Origin of the sequence: Marinobacterium sp. xm-m-312 (assembly GCF_013283295.1) — a bacterium.
Taxonomy (GTDB): domain Bacteria; phylum Pseudomonadota; class Gammaproteobacteria; order Pseudomonadales; family Balneatricaceae; genus Marinobacterium_E.
In genome coordinates this window covers 33277-47449 of sequence record NZ_WBYS01000005.1, presented here as the reverse complement: position 1 = coordinate 47449, position 14173 = coordinate 33277, and the positions used below count along the sequence as shown (strand labels likewise).

General features: G+C 49.2%; 17 protein-coding genes. 9 read left to right on the top strand and 8 right to left on the bottom strand.

The features are described from left to right. Positions 1 to 12: 12 nt before the first annotated feature. The 8 genes from XMM312_RS07290 (at position 13) to hemW (ending at position 6159) form a co-directional block, all read left to right on the top strand. Positions 13 to 705, top strand: coding sequence for a YggS family pyridoxal phosphate-dependent enzyme (locus XMM312_RS07290; RefSeq protein ID WP_173488984.1), 693 nt, complete (start codon positions 13 to 15; stop codon positions 703 to 705). Between the two features lie 16 nt (positions 706 to 721). Next, positions 722 to 1546: a pyrroline-5-carboxylate reductase gene (gene proC / locus XMM312_RS07285; RefSeq protein ID WP_173488983.1), complete on the top strand. Its 825-nt coding sequence runs from the start codon at positions 722 to 724 to the stop codon at positions 1544 to 1546. 60 nt (positions 1547 to 1606) lie between these two features. Next, positions 1607 to 2152 (top strand): YggT family protein, encoded by a 546-nt coding sequence (locus tag XMM312_RS07280; RefSeq protein ID WP_173480068.1) that lies wholly within the window; start codon positions 1607 to 1609, stop codon positions 2150 to 2152. 65 nt (positions 2153 to 2217) lie between these two features. Then, positions 2218 to 3384, top strand: coding sequence for a homoserine O-acetyltransferase (locus XMM312_RS07275; RefSeq protein ID WP_173480067.1), 1167 nt, complete (start codon positions 2218 to 2220; stop codon positions 3382 to 3384). Further along, complete coding sequence (metW, locus tag XMM312_RS07270; RefSeq protein ID WP_173480066.1) at positions 3374 to 3964, top strand: methionine biosynthesis protein MetW; 591 nt, start codon at positions 3374 to 3376, stop codon at positions 3962 to 3964. Before XMM312_RS07275 ends, metW begins: the two co-directional genes overlap by 11 nt. A 6-nt stretch (positions 3965 to 3970) precedes the next feature. Beyond that, positions 3971 to 4408 carry a DUF4426 domain-containing protein gene (locus XMM312_RS07265; protein ID WP_173488982.1) on the top strand — a complete coding sequence of 146 codons (438 nt, stop codon included), beginning with the start codon at positions 3971 to 3973 and terminating at the stop codon, positions 4406 to 4408. A 2-nt stretch (positions 4409 to 4410) separates the two neighbouring features. Further along, positions 4411 to 5013: an XTP/dITP diphosphatase gene (locus XMM312_RS07260; protein ID WP_173488981.1), complete on the top strand. Its 603-nt coding sequence runs from the start codon at positions 4411 to 4413 to the stop codon at positions 5011 to 5013. Beyond that, positions 5014 to 6159: a radical SAM family heme chaperone HemW gene (hemW, locus tag XMM312_RS07255; RefSeq protein WP_173488980.1), complete on the top strand. Its 1146-nt coding sequence runs from the start codon at positions 5014 to 5016 to the stop codon at positions 6157 to 6159. It abuts the gene before it with no gap. Here hemW and XMM312_RS07250 read toward each other — a convergent pair. The 6 genes from XMM312_RS07250 to XMM312_RS07225 are packed head-to-tail and all read right to left on the bottom strand — an operon-like array spanning position 6149 to position 10637. Next, entirely contained in the window at positions 6149 to 6865 is a 717-nt protein-coding gene (locus XMM312_RS07250) for an HAD family hydrolase (RefSeq protein WP_173488979.1), read from the bottom strand. The genes hemW and XMM312_RS07250 overlap by 11 nt on opposite strands. Continuing rightward, entirely contained in the window at positions 6852 to 7760 is a 909-nt protein-coding gene (gene xerC, locus XMM312_RS07245) for a tyrosine recombinase XerC (RefSeq protein WP_173488978.1), read from the bottom strand. Before xerC ends, XMM312_RS07250 begins: the two co-directional genes overlap by 14 nt. Before the next feature lies 1 nt (position 7761). Then, the gene (locus XMM312_RS07240; protein WP_173482796.1) at positions 7762 to 8433 is read right to left on the bottom strand and encodes a DUF484 family protein; all 672 of its coding nucleotides are present in this window, start codon (positions 8431 to 8433) and stop codon (positions 7762 to 7764) included. Next, positions 8430 to 9263 (bottom strand): diaminopimelate epimerase, encoded by an 834-nt coding sequence (gene dapF / locus XMM312_RS07235; RefSeq protein ID WP_173480059.1) that lies wholly within the window; start codon positions 9261 to 9263, stop codon positions 8430 to 8432. The genes XMM312_RS07240 and dapF overlap by 4 nt, the downstream gene beginning before the upstream one ends. Further along, the gene (gene lysA / locus XMM312_RS07230; RefSeq protein ID WP_173484398.1) at positions 9263 to 10519 is read right to left on the bottom strand and encodes a diaminopimelate decarboxylase; all 1257 of its coding nucleotides are present in this window, start codon (positions 10517 to 10519) and stop codon (positions 9263 to 9265) included. Before lysA ends, dapF begins: the two co-directional genes overlap by 1 nt. 10 nt (positions 10520 to 10529) lie before the next feature. Continuing rightward, complete coding sequence (locus XMM312_RS07225; RefSeq protein WP_217361965.1) at positions 10530 to 10637, bottom strand: lipoprotein; 108 nt, start codon at positions 10635 to 10637, stop codon at positions 10530 to 10532. Positions 10638 to 10807: 170 nt separating this feature from the next. Here XMM312_RS07225 and cyaY point away from each other — a divergent pair, with 170 nt between their 5' ends. After that, positions 10808 to 11134, top strand: a complete 327-nt coding sequence (cyaY, locus tag XMM312_RS07220; protein ID WP_173484397.1) for an iron donor protein CyaY — start codon at positions 10808 to 10810, stop codon at positions 11132 to 11134. Here the strand turns inward: cyaY and waaA are convergent. Then, positions 11131 to 12366, bottom strand: coding sequence for a lipid IV(A) 3-deoxy-D-manno-octulosonic acid transferase (waaA, locus tag XMM312_RS07215; RefSeq protein ID WP_173488977.1), 1236 nt, complete (start codon positions 12364 to 12366; stop codon positions 11131 to 11133). The two genes, cyaY and waaA, sit on opposite strands and share 4 nt — an antisense overlap. Further along, the gene (gene msbA / locus XMM312_RS07210) at positions 12359 to 14110 is read right to left on the bottom strand and encodes a lipid A export permease/ATP-binding protein MsbA (protein ID WP_173488976.1); all 1752 of its coding nucleotides are present in this window, start codon (positions 14108 to 14110) and stop codon (positions 12359 to 12361) included. The genes waaA and msbA overlap by 8 nt, the downstream gene beginning before the upstream one ends. Between the last annotated feature and the right edge of the window lie 63 nt (positions 14111 to 14173).

Sequence of the window (14173 nt, the reverse complement as noted above, 5' to 3'; positions counted from 1 at the left end):
GTAGTGACACATATGACTAGCATAGCAGAGAGCCTGAAAAAGGTGAGATCCGAGATAGAAAAAGCCTGCGCTGAGTCAAACCGTTCTGAAAAAGAGGTATGCCTACTAGCCGTCAGTAAGACCCGCAGTGTGGATGAGGTCGTCGAACTGGCTCGCTTAGGGCAACGTGCTTTCGGTGAAAATTATCTGCAAGAGGCGCTGGATAAAATATCCGCTCTTGAGCCCCTTAATCTCGAATGGCACTTTATTGGCCCCATTCAATCCAACAAAACGAAGCCAATCGCAGAGCAATTTGCCTGGGTCCATAGTGTCGATAGACTGAAAATCGCACAACGTCTGTCAGCACAACGGCCTTACTATGCCGAGGACTTAAACATCTGCTTGCAGGTTAATATTAGCTGTGAAGAGAGCAAATCTGGCTGCTTTCCAGATGAAGCGCTCGAGCTCGCCAAACAGATTGCCGAACTCCCCAAAATAAACTTGCGTGGTTTAATGGCTATACCAGAAGCGACTGAGGATGTTGAACTACAAAAAGAGCGTTTTTGTCAGGTGAGAACTCTGTTTGAAGAGATCAAACAAACGATACCCAGTCTGGATACCCTATCAATGGGCATGTCGGGTGATCTGGATGCCGCCATTGAAGAGGGCGCAACCATCGTTCGTATTGGTACGGCTCTATTCGGCCCACGCAACTACAACAAATAATTTTTAGGAGAAGAGTGTGGCACAGCCATCTATCGCATTTATTGGTACAGGCAACATGGCCGGTGCAATCCTTGAGGGCTTAATTGCAACGGGATACCCCGTCGACAAGCTATGGGCCACACGTCGCCAGCTCGATAAGTTAGCAAGCTTTGCTGAGCGTGGCGTTCACACAACGACCGATAACCATCTCGCGATTAACGCTTCGGAAATTGTTGTAATCTCCGTTAAGCCGCAGATGATGCGCGATACACTGACTGAGTTAGCACCCACACTGAAACAGCGTAAACCGCTGTTAATCTCTGTGGCAGCAGGCATTAGCTGCGACTCTTTGGAGCGTTGGGCCGGCGGTGAACTGGCCGTGATTCGTTCAATGCCGAACACGCCATCTCTACTCAAATTAGGCGCCAGCGGCCTGTTTGCCAACCCTAGAGTGAGTGATGAGCAGAAAGCTCAAGCCTCTTCAATTGCAGAAGCGGTCGGCATTGCTACCTGGTGTGATACTGAAGAGGGCATCGATCAGGTAACTGCCGTTTCGGGGTCAGGCCCTGCTTACTTCTTCCTAATGATGGAGAAGATGATTGAAGCGGCACAAGCGCTCGGCATGAGTCCTGAAGCGGCGCGTCAACTAACCATTCAAACCGCCAAAGGGGCTGCAGAGATGGCCGCTCAAACTGGGATTGAACCGGCCCAGTTGCGAAAAAATGTCACCTCCCCAGGCGGTACCACTGAGCAAGCGATTAACAGCTTCGAACAGGATCAACTGGGCGAGGTTGTGTTACGAGCAATGACCGCCTGCAAGAACCGTGCAGCAGAGATGAGTGAGCAACTCGGTAAAGACTAATGGCTGCAAAACAGCTACTCTTAAACACTTGTCATCATTAAGCGAACTATAGGATTGAACATGGCTGGCGATACACTGACATTAATCATTCGAACGATTGGTGAAGTTTTTGCATTTATTCTGCTTCTGCGTTTTTTACTGCAGGCGAGTGGCGCTGACTATTACAATCCGATCTCTCAATCGGTGGTTCGCTTTACCCAAGTTCCTTTGGCTCCACTGCAGAAACTGGTTCCAAGAATTGGGCGTTTAGACATCTCCCCGTTGGTATTGGCCTTCGCAGTTAAAGTGGCTGTTGTTGTCGCGATTATCTTCTTTACACAGGGCAACATCCCCAACATGCTGGGTGCGGCACTGTTTGGCCTATTCGGGGTGCTTGACGGCATTCTCACCATCTATTTCTGGGCTGTTATTGGGTCAGTGATCCTCTCCTGGGTAGCCCCAAACAGCTACCACCCGGGTCCACAGCTCATTATGCAGATCACAGAGCCCGTGTTCTCTTTGGCGCGCAAAGTCATTCCACCTATCGGCGGTCTGGATCTATCACCGATTTTGATCTTTTTAGTGATTCAAATTCTACAATCTCAAATCACTCGTCTGGTCATGTAACTGAACCCGTGGTTTGCTAGAATTAAATACTGTTTCACGTACAGCATTGCACAGGAGATAGCCTAATGCCGGCTAGCTTGCCAACGGATTCCGTCGGTATCGTTACACCAGAATTGATTCACTTTGCCGAGCCTCTCTCTTTGGCTTCAGGCCGAGTGCTGCCTGAATACGATCTAATGGTTGAGACCTACGGGCAACTCAATGCAGATTGCTCAAATGCGGTTTTGATCTGCCATGCACTATCGGGTCACCACCATGCGGCGGGATATCATTCAGAGAGTGATAAATACCCTGGCTGGTGGGACAGTGCTATTGGTCCAGGTAAGCCGATCGACACGAATCGCTTTTTTGTTGTGTCGTTGAATAACCTTGGTGGCTGTCACGGCTCAACAGGGCCGACTTCCATCGATCCAAACACAGGAAAACCTTACGGACCAGACTTTCCTTTTGTAACCGTTCGAGACTGGGTCAACAGTCAGGTTCGACTTGCAGACCACTTCGGTATCCAACGTTGGGCAGCGATTGTGGGTGGCAGCTTGGGCGGTATGCAGGCGATGCAGTGGTCAATCGACTACCCTGAAAGACTGGGCCACGCATTAATCATCGCCTCTTCACCAAAGTTAACGGCACAGAATATCGCGTTCAATGAGGTGGCTAGACAGGCTATTTCGAAAGACCCTCAGTTCCACGAGGGACGCTATTACGATCACGAAACCCTTCCCAAAACAGGGCTCTCACTGGCTCGTATGATTGGCCACATCACCTATCTATCTGATGATGGCATGGCCGAGAAGTTTGGTCGTGAGATGCGCACGGGTGAGCTGAGTTTCGACTTAAATACTCAATTCCAAGTCGAAAGTTACCTTCGATACCAAGGTGAGAAGTTTTCGACGGCGTTCGATGCAAATACCTACCTGTTAATGACAAAAGCGCTGGATTACTTTGATCCCGCATCAGAGTATGGCGATGATCTTTCAAAGGCATTAAGCCAGGCTAGCTGTAAATTTCTCGTCGTCTCGTTTACAACAGACTGGCGCTTCTCTCCCGAGCGCTCGCGTGAGATTACCGATGCACTGGTCGCAGCCGATAAAGATGTCAGCTACGCAGAAATCGACTCTGATCACGGACACGACGCCTTCTTAATCGATAGCCCTCGTTACATGGCTGTTTTTAGAGCCTACATGAACCGTGTAGCCAATGAACTCAATCTAGGAGTCACCCATGAGAGCTGATTTAGAGATCATTGCAGACTGGATTCAACCCGAGGCGCGCGTCCTGGATATGGGTTGTGGCGACGGTGAACTGCTCGATTTTCTCTCCCAGCAAAAGCAGGTTGATGGCTTAGGTTTAGAGATCGATCATGACAACATCACTCACTGTATTGCTCGGGGTGTGAACGTCATCGAAAAAAACTTGGACGAGGGTCTTGCCAGCATAGACGACTCAAGTTTTGATAGCGTGGTCATGACGCAAGCGCTGCAGGTCATGCATCGTCCTGACTTGATCGTAGAGGAGATGCTGCGTATCGGTAATGAAGGGATCGTCACCTTCCCTAACTTTGCCCACTGGCGTGCGCGTTTCTACTTAGCATTTCGCGGCAAGATGCCGGTCTCCAAGTTTCTCTCTTACAGCTGGTATGACACGCCAAACATTCACTTCTGTACCTTTAAAGATTTTGAAGCGCTCTGCATCGAGAGAAACATCCGAATCATTGAACGCACCGTAGTCGATAATGAGCACCGCCAGCGTTGGTGGCATAAGCTCTGGCCCAATATGATGGGTGAAATTGCGATCTACCGAATCACACGATAGAGGTTAATGATGCGTTCTTTAATGGTTCTATTACTCACTTCGCTATTTACTCTGTCCGTTCATGCGGAACAGAAACAGATTGAGCGTGGTTATGAAGTGCACTATAACGCCTTCAACTCTAGCTTCGTTACCCCTGAAGTCGCCGCTGCAAATAGCATCCTGCGCAGTAAAGTGAGAGCCCTGGTCAATGTGGCAGTTTTTAAACTTGAGCAGAACGGTGACAAAACCGCTGTACGTGCCAATATAAAAGGCGAAGCGAGTAATTTGCTTCAACAGATACAGACCATCGAGTTCAAACCGATCATTGAGGGCGATGCAATCTACTACATTGGCGGGTTCCGCTTCAGCGAAGAGGAGCGCATGACGATCGAACTCGAGGTCACACCGGACCCTAACCAAGCTCCGATCAAGGTTAGCTTCAACCAAACCTTCTACACGGAGTAAGCATGAGCCAGCGCATTGTTTTAGCCAGCGGTAACCAGGGAAAACTCAAGGAGTTCTCACAGATATTGGCTCCTCTGGATCTAGAGATCGTCTCCCAGGGAGACTTGGGTGTTGAAGATGCTGAAGAGACCGGTTTAAGCTTTGTCGAGAACGCGATCATCAAAGCCCGCAACGCATGCGCTGCAACTGGCCTACCTGCCATTGCTGATGACTCAGGCCTTGTGGTGGATGCTCTCTCTGGAGCCCCTGGCATCTACTCTGCTCGTTTTGCAGGCCCAAGCGCCTCGGACCAACAGAATATAGATAAGCTTCTTCAAGAGCTTGGTGAGCTTGAAGCGGAGCAGCGCTCTGCACGATTTCGCTGTGTTCTGGTCTGTATGCGCCACCAGAATGATCCTACTCCACTGATCGCTGTGGGCAGCTGGGAAGGTAAGATTCTTGGTGCACCTGAAGGGGAGAATGGCTTTGGTTACGATCCTATATTCTGGTCACCTGAGTATGACTGCGCAGCAGCACAACTCACCCCAGAGCAGAAAAAAGCCGTCAGCCATCGCGGCAAAGCCGTTGCACAGCTGACAGAACAGCTGGCTGCTTTCCTCGCCTAAATGGATGCCAAGCTACCACCGCTGTCACTCTATGTGCACGTGCCTTGGTGCATTCGAAAGTGTCCATATTGTGACTTCAATTCGCACCAAGTCAGAGATGAGATACCTGAATCGCTCTATTTGGACCGACTCATTTCAGAACTTAAAAACGAGCAACACCTAACGTCTGGTCGACCCATACATTCGATCTTCATCGGTGGCGGGACACCTAGCCTTCTAAAACCGGAAAGCTACGCCAGATTACTTGAGGCTGTTAAATCAAACTACAGCCTAGAACCAGACGCTGAAATTACTATGGAAGCAAACCCTGGGACTTTTGAACAAGAGAAGTTTGAAGGGTTTGCAGATGCGGGCATCAATCGGTTGTCGATTGGCGTGCAGAGCTTTGATGATGATCGACTGAGAGCTCTTGGCCGAATTCATACAGGCGGCGAAGCCATTAAAGCCATTCAATCAGCAACAAAACTGTTTCAACGGACTAATATCGATCTGATGCACGGACTACCCGGTCAAACCCCGGACGCTGCGTTGAATGATCTTGAGCAGGCTATCGCATTCGAACCCGATCAAATCTCTTGGTATCAACTGACGATTGAACCTAACACAGAGTTTGCAGCCAAACCGCCCTCTCTACCGATCGAGGAGTCCTTATGGACTATTCAGGAGCAGGGCAGTGAACTGCTAAAACGTCATGGCTATGAGCAATATGAGATTTCGGCCTTCGCACGACCAGGCGGTGAATCAAAACACAACCTCAACTACTGGCAGTTCGGCGACTACTTAGGTATTGGAGCCGGCGCACACGCTAAGATTTCCCGCTGGGAGCAAGGTCAGCTGCTGATTGAACGTATTCATAAACAGCGCCAACCCAAGACTTACATAAATGCCATCGACCCAGTTGCAGGTAGAGAGATCATAGAATCCGAGGCTCTGCCCTTTGAGTTTATGCTCAATGCCTTGCGCCTGAAATCGGGCGTTGCCACAGAGCTGTTTGAGCAGAGCACTGGATGTTCGATTGAACGTATAGAACCTCTGCTATCAAAAGCTCGTCAACGTGGAATGCTAATTGAAGACCCTGCCCGGATTGCTCCAACCCAAGAGGGGCAGCTGTTTCTGAATGATCTGTTGGAGATGTTTATCGATTGAGGTTGGCGACGATCTTAGGTATCTCACTGATCGTCTCAGCGTGCCAGTCAGCCTCCACCTCAATGGCCCACTCCAGACCTTCGGGGTTGACCCAAATGGTATGCATTCCCATCTCTTTTGCCGCCCGAATATCATTAATCGGGTGATCACCCACATGGACCACCTCATCAGCCTTGACCGAGGCAAATTCCAAAGCCTTTTCAAACATCAAAGGATGGGGCTTCGCAGTACCCACCCCGTCGGCATTAAATTGAAAGTCGAACCACTGAGCTAAGGGTGTTTTAGCCACCTCAGCATTACCGTTACTCAGTGCACCAATCAGCAACCCTTGATCTTTAAGTTGCTGTAACATGTCGATCACCTGGTCGTAGGGCGTGACCGCGTGGCGATGATGTAAAAACAAATCAAAAGCTGCGGCCGCTTTGGATTCCGCCTCTTGTTGGGTAAGCCCCACTGAGACCATCCCCTCTTCAAGCAGACGTATACGTGTTTCTGTCATGCTGTGTGCAATTTCTGGATAACGCTCTAATAGAGAGCGACGCAGTGCTGATCCTTCGGCAAGATCACTCAATGAATATCGCTCTGTGTAAGCTGGGACCTCGCGCTCTAGCCACTCCCATAGCAAATCGTTCGCTTTAATCACAACCGGGTGGACGGCCCATAAGGTATCGTCGAGATCAAAGGTGACACACTTAATTTTTTTCACGTCGTTTAGCCCTTGGGTGTGAATTTTGATAGATCGATTTAAGTTGCTTGAAGTCTAGGTGCGTATATATCTGAGTCGTACTGATATCGGCGTGACCTAATAGCTCTTGCACGGCACGAAGGTCACCAGAGCCGGCGAGCATTTCAGTCGCGAAACTATGACGCAGCCGGTGTGGGTATAAATTGCCTGCGACACCCGACTGTTCACCAAGCTCTTTCAAACGTTTCTCGACGCTGCGGGATGAGAGACGCTTGCCCAGTTTCCCGACAAACAGAGCCTCTTCATTGTAGTCTGCTAATGCCAAGCGCTCCTTGAGCCAAAGCTGAATGGCCTGCAGAGCCGCACCGCCCACCGGAACTTGGCGCATTTTGCGCCCCTTACCCTCAACGATGACGGAGCCTGAACCTAAATCGATATCGCTTAGATTAATACCAACCAGTTCCGATACGCGCAGCCCACTGGAATAGAGCAGCTCCATCATGGCTAGATCACGAATCTTTAAGGGATCATCTTGGGGCGTGTCTAACACCTCATTCAAGGTCTCAGAACTCAGTGTTTGTGGAAGACGGCGAGGGGCTTTCGGCGCTTTAATGGCCAGAGCGGGATTATGTTCGCAGATCGATTGCTGATTCAGATATCGATAAAAGCTACGAAGTGCAGACAGCATTCGTTGCAACGATCGGCCCGACAGACCCTCAGAGTGCAGCTCGGCCACCGCGTAACGCAGAGGGCGCTCAGAGAGCTCGAGCCAACTGGTGAATTCAATCAGTTGTAGCGTCTCTCGAAAGCGTTGAAGATCGCGCTGATAGTTGAAGACTGTTTTATCGGATAGCTGACGCTCGACACGCAGATGCTCGGTAAAGCGAAATTCTAAGTCGCTGTCCGAGCAACCCATGTTAGCCTCGAATATTCATCAAACGCGCAAGGATTCTGCTTAGAACTTCGCCGATATACGCCAAAAATAGCGTTCCTTGCGTAGACTGGAAGTAGTTGGCGTCGTATGAGCCAATCACCAGAAGACCTAAAGATTCGCCCTTCACTAGCGGTACCACAGCGCAAGATCCAACGGGCTTTTGAGGGTTTCGGAATAAGAATCGGGTCATCTGATCCGACAACTGTCCGCAGACAGGGCTTGATGAGTCGATCAACGGCTGAACAATTGACGTTTGACTGCGCGGCAACACTCTTAGTGAGTTAACGTCGAGCTCCGTATCCGAGAAGAGGATTAGCTCCACCTCATCGCCACTGAAGTCGCCACACAAGCTCTCTTCAAGTGCAATACTGACTTCATCAAAGCTGTCTGCCTCTAGCAGTGACAGAACCATCCGCTTGGTCTTACCGAATTGCCCGTCGTTATGACGCGCTGCTTCGATCATATCCGACAGGTGGATTTCGAGTGTATTGGCTTTTTCTCGCAGCATGCTGGTTTGACGTTCAACCAAGGAGACCGCCGAACCTCTCTGATGAGGTACCGTCAGCTTTTCAAGTAACCAGGTATGGTTCTCAAAAAAACTGGGATTCTGTGCAAGCCACTCTGCGACTTGGTTTTCATCTAGCGGTTGGCTCATAAGTAGATCTGCCCTTCGTAAACCGAACATACGGGACCAGTCATATTGACGGAGTGCCCTTCACCTAACCACTCAATCTCAAGATCACCACCAGGTAAGTGAACGGTAACTTTGCTATCGAGAAGGCCACGCAAACGACCTGACACGACGGCAGCACAAGCCCCAGTACCACACGCTTGAGTTTCACCTGCACCGCGCTCATAGACACGAAGATTCACCTCATTTTTGGAGATGACTTCCATAAATCCGATATTGGCACGACTAGGGAAGACAGCATGAGATTCCAGCTCTGGCCCCCAGCTCTCAACCGGCGCGCTTTCAATGGAATCAACGACCAAGACAGCATGAGGATTACCCATGGAGACAGCACCAAACTCAACAGTTTGACCTGAAGCCAGTTGGGTAGAGTAAGTCGTGCTCTTCTCTGTGAAGGTGGTAGGCACTTCGACCGGATCCAACTCTGGAGCACCCATATCAACTTCAACCAGATCGCGACCCACAATGTTCAACACCGCACGACCACGTGCTGTTTGCACCTTAATGGTATCTCGCAACACCAACCCTTTATCGCGAACAAATCGCGCAAAGCAGCGAGCGCCGTTGCCACAGTGCTCGACTTCACTGCCATCAGCATTAAAGATACGGTAACGAAAATCCATATCCGGATCGGATGGCGGTTCGACCAACAACATCTGATCAAAACCGACACCAAAATTACGATCCGAAAGTTGACGCACAAGGTCCGCGTTGACACGGACGCGTTGTGAGATGGCGTCAATGACCATAAAGTCATTGCCCAAGCCATGCATCTTAGTGAATCGCAGTAGCATCAGCCTTCCTCTGACAGCAATGATTCACCGCGCACAAGATCAGCAAACTGCTCACGCTCACGAACCACTTGGAAGCGCGCATCATCCACCATCACCTCAGCGGCACGGCCACGGGTGTTGTAGTTAGAAGCCATGACAAAGCCGTATGCGCCTGCCGAGCAGACTGCTAATAGATCACCTGGAGTCAGTGCCAACTTACGATCTTTGCCAAGGAAGTCGCCGGTTTCACAAATCGGGCCGACAAGATCCCAAACGGCCTCTTCCGCGGATGACTCTAGCTGAGCTGGAATAATCTCTTGGTAAGCGCTGTATAGCGACGGGCGAATCAGATCGTTCATTGCCGCATCGATAATGGCAAAGTTCTTCTCTTCATTACGCTTAAGGAACTCAACCTTGGTGAGTAGAATTCCCGCGTTCGCAGAGATCGAACGGCCCGGCTCAAACACTAACTTAAGCTGACGATCACCCAAACGATCAATGATGGCATCGATGTAATCTTTGGGCTCTGGTGGTGTCTCGTCGGTGTAACAAACCCCTAAGCCACCGCCAAGGTCGAGGTGTTCGATCAGGATACCCGCTTCCGCCAATCGATCGATCAATGCTAATAGGCGATCGAGCGCATCGAGGAAGGGATCGATTTCAGTCAACTGCGAACCGATGTGGCAATCAACGCCAACCACTTTAACGTTTGAAAGCTGAGCCGCTCGCTGATAAACCTCAAGCGCAGAATCAATGGCAATGCCAAACTTGTTCTCTTTTAGGCCTGTTGAGATATATGGGTGAGTGCCCGCATCGACATCTGGATTCACACGGAATGAGACATCGGCCACCTTGCCTAACTCAGCAGCGACCGCATTAACACGCTCCAGCTCTGATTCAGACTCGATATTGAAACAGTGGATGCCAACCTCTAGCGCACGAGCGATCTCTGCAGCTTGCTTGCCAACACCAGAAAAGACCACTTTGGAAGGATCCGCACCCGCCAAAAGCACACGCTCTAATTCGCCCTGAGAGACAATATCAAAACCTGCTCCCAACTTAGCCAATACATTTAACACAGCCAGGTTGGAGTTAGATTTAACCGCAAAGCAGACCAGTGCATCGCGCCCTGCTAACGCGTCAGCATAAGCCAAATAGCCTCGCTCAAGGGCATCACGCGAATAAACATAGGCGGGCGTGCCAACCGCATTTGCGATCTCTGCAACAGAGACATCTTCCGCAAACAGTTGACCGTCGCGGTATTCAAAACTTTCCATTTTTTCTCTCTTAAGAGTTTGATTGCTGCGAAGTTTCAGCACCCGGCATCGACAATGGGCCCTTCTGACCGCATCCAACGAGTGCACAACAGAACACCAGTGCAAAGAACATTCGCATAATCCACTCCAATTACGACCAACCCTTAATGTGTCGGGTTTTGATCAATAAAATTAAAGCCAGAGTATACCCTGATAATAGGCTTGTAAGCGACCACGAAAGGCCTATTTAGCACGGACAAAGCTGCGGAAATCAGTATAATGAAATCAATGTTTACAGGAGGTTAGACAATGAGTGATGCGATCTATTTAGAGCGTGTTGAAGAGACCCTCAACGCACTCGAAGAGTTATTAGACGATGCGGAATCCGATTTGGACTATGACAATAACGGCGCGATGATGACGATTAAGTGCCCTGACCGAAGCCAAATTATCCTAACGCGCCAGCCTCCAGTGAAGCAGCTTTGGCTAGCAACCCGCACACAAGGTCTGCATTTTGATTACGATGAAGCTCAACAAGCTTGGGTTTTAGACTCGGATGGCTCGCTGCTACGAACTCATCTAATGGCTGCATTCGCCGATCAAACCGATGAACAACTCGACCTATCTGATATCTAAATTAATTTTTTCACTTGCTCATAGAGGCGCTCCATAGCGCCTCTATTTTTTTCTACCACCCTGATGCCCGCTTGAGACATTGCGTGGTTATCATAGCCAAGCAAAACTCTAATCTGCTCAGCCAATTCTTGTTCGCCTTGCACCTGCACCAATGCACCTTCACTTTTCAGCGTCGAGATAATCGAGCGGAAGTTATAATCACTTGGCCCCGTAACAATTGGCAAACCAAGTGCGGCCGGCTCAAGCGGATTATGCCCACCCGTACCAGAGAAGCTTCCACCGACGAAGGCTAGATCCGCAGCTGCGTAGTAAGCGAACATCTCACCCAGCGAATCACCAATCCAAATATCGATATTGCAATCGGCCGTAGATAGTGATCGCTTACTTACTTTATCGGAATAGCCTTTAGCCAACTGATAAACAGAGTCAAAACGCTCTGGATGGCGGGGTACGAGAATGAGTACCGGACGCTGATCTTGTGGAATGACACGCCAAGCATCCAACAAAATCTTATCCTCACCCTGATGGGTACTGGCAGCCACTAGCACTTTGCGGGTAAAAGCAGTGTTCCACGCCTTACCTATTTGAACCTGATCTTCAGGAAGATCGATATCGAATTTGATACTGCCTGAAACCAGCAATCGATCCTCTGGCATACCTAAGCTCTTAAACCTTTCTGCATCCGACTCATGTTGAGCTAGCAAAAGCGAAATTGAATTTAACGCATCCTTGGTCAACCCTGAGAAGCGGCTGTAGCCCTGAAATGACTTTTCGGACAAGCGGGCATTGGCCAGAACGATGGGAATCTTCCGACTTGATGTAGCTGACAAAAGATTTGGCCAAATCTCTGTCTCAACAATGAGCAGTAATTTTGGAGAGTGAGCTCCGAAAAACAGTGTAAAGAAGATCGGTAGATCCCATGGCAGGTAACGGTGCTCGACTCGCCCCCCAAAACGCTGTTTTACCTGTGCCGCTCCCGTTGGTGTGGTCGTTGTGAAAAGGACCGACTCACCCTGATCCAAGAGCCTCTCAACAAGCGGGCTAATCGCAATGGTTTCACCAACAGAAACCGCGTGAATCCAAATCGGTTTGCCTGGTGTTTTCTTCTGAATGCCAAAACGTTCAATCAAACGCTGTCGATAGGCAGAGGCTTTTAAGCTACGAACTAACAGGCGAACAACGAACAGAGGCAGTAATAAAGTGTAAAGCGCGGAATAGAGCAGCCTAGCCATCTAGCTGCTCACTAAATTGCATGCGATGAAGTTGAGCATACGCCCCATCCAAAGCCAATAGCTCTGCATGAGTACCGCGCTCCACTATTTGCCCCTGATCCATTACAACGATCAGATCAGCTTTTTCAATGGTGGAGAGGCGATGTGCAATGATAAGCGTTGTACGCCCCTTAACGACCTCATCGAGTGCTTCCTGGATGTGTCGTTCCGACTCTGTATCCAGTGCAGAGGTTGCCTCATCAAGAATCAGGATAGGTGCATTTTTCAAAATAGCGCGAGCGATCGCAATACGCTGACGCTGACCACCTGAGAGAAGCACGCCACCCTCGCCAATCTCAGTTTCAAGACCTTTGGGCAGTCGCTCAACAAACTCCATGACATGCGCAGCCTCTGCTGCCACTTTAATCTGTTCTGGATTCGATGATGCAAGCGCACCATATGCAATATTGTCAGCGATCGTGCCGTTAAAAAGCACAACTTGCTGGTTAACTAACGCAATTTGTTCACGTAGCGACTCTAGCGTACAGGACTCAATCGCTTGGCCATCCAGTAACAACTCACCACGCCAACCATCATTAAAGCGAGGTAAAAGGCTGACCAGCGTCGATTTACCCGAGCCTGACTTACCTACCAACGCAACGGTCGTTCCTGCAGGAATATCCAAATTAATATGCTTCAGCGCATCATCCTGAGTCCCAGGATAAGCAAAGCTTAAATCTGAGAATTTAAGATCACCAACCGCTCGACCAAGCTCAATCGATCCGGTGTCGACTTCAACCGGCTCATCCATTACCGCAAAGACACCCTCTGAGGCGGCAATACCGCGTTGAATCTTAGTATTCACATCAGTAAGTAAGCGCAAAGGTTTTGTAATCAAACCTGCCGCTGTTAAAAAGGCTACAAAGCTACCAGTGGTCATTCCTTGCATTACCGATGGATGCATAGCAATAAACATTAATACCGCTAATGCAGCAGCAACAAGTAACTGAATAATTGGGGTATTAAGCGATTGAGTAACCACTAGCTTCATGAACTGCCTGCGATTTAGATCACTCGCTTTAAAAAAACGATCACTTTCAAATTCTGCACCGCCAAATATGCGCACAATTTGGTAGCCTCGCACAGCTTCAGATGCTGCGTCAGTGATATCTCCAACCGACTCCTGCAGCTGTTTAGATTGTCTGCGCATTTTGCGAGAGGCAATCATAACGACTATGCCTATGAATGGTGCAGCACCAATAAAAATAAGGGTCAATTTCCAGTTTAGATAGAGCATGTACCCGAACAGCCCAATAACTGTCATCCCTTCGCGAAGCCCAACCTTTATTGCTTCAGTTACAGCCTCAGTAACCTGTTCAACGTTATAAGTTAGCTTTGCTAGAATTTGGCCACTACTTGATTGGTTATAGAAAGAGGTCGGTAATCGCTGTAGTGTTTCAAAAAGATCCACTCGCAGTCCATGAATAACTTGGCGTGCAATGTAAGCAATACTGTAGCTTCCAATAAAAGTCCCCAAACCTCTACTGGCGAAAATAGCTAATACCATGATGGCCAAAAGGTAACGTTGATCAAACTCACCTGCTTCAACGGCATCAACAACCATCTCTAACCACTTTGCAGAGGCTGCCTGAGAAGCACCATAAAGTCCAAAACCCAAAAAGCTGATAGCAAAACCGTGCCAATATGGACGGACATAGCGCAATAGACGTTTATATAATGACCAGCTAGTTTGCTCAGAGTGCATATTAGAACCAAATAAAGCATTATCTTTAACAAAAGTGATCTAAGTATACCCTAGGCAATTGCC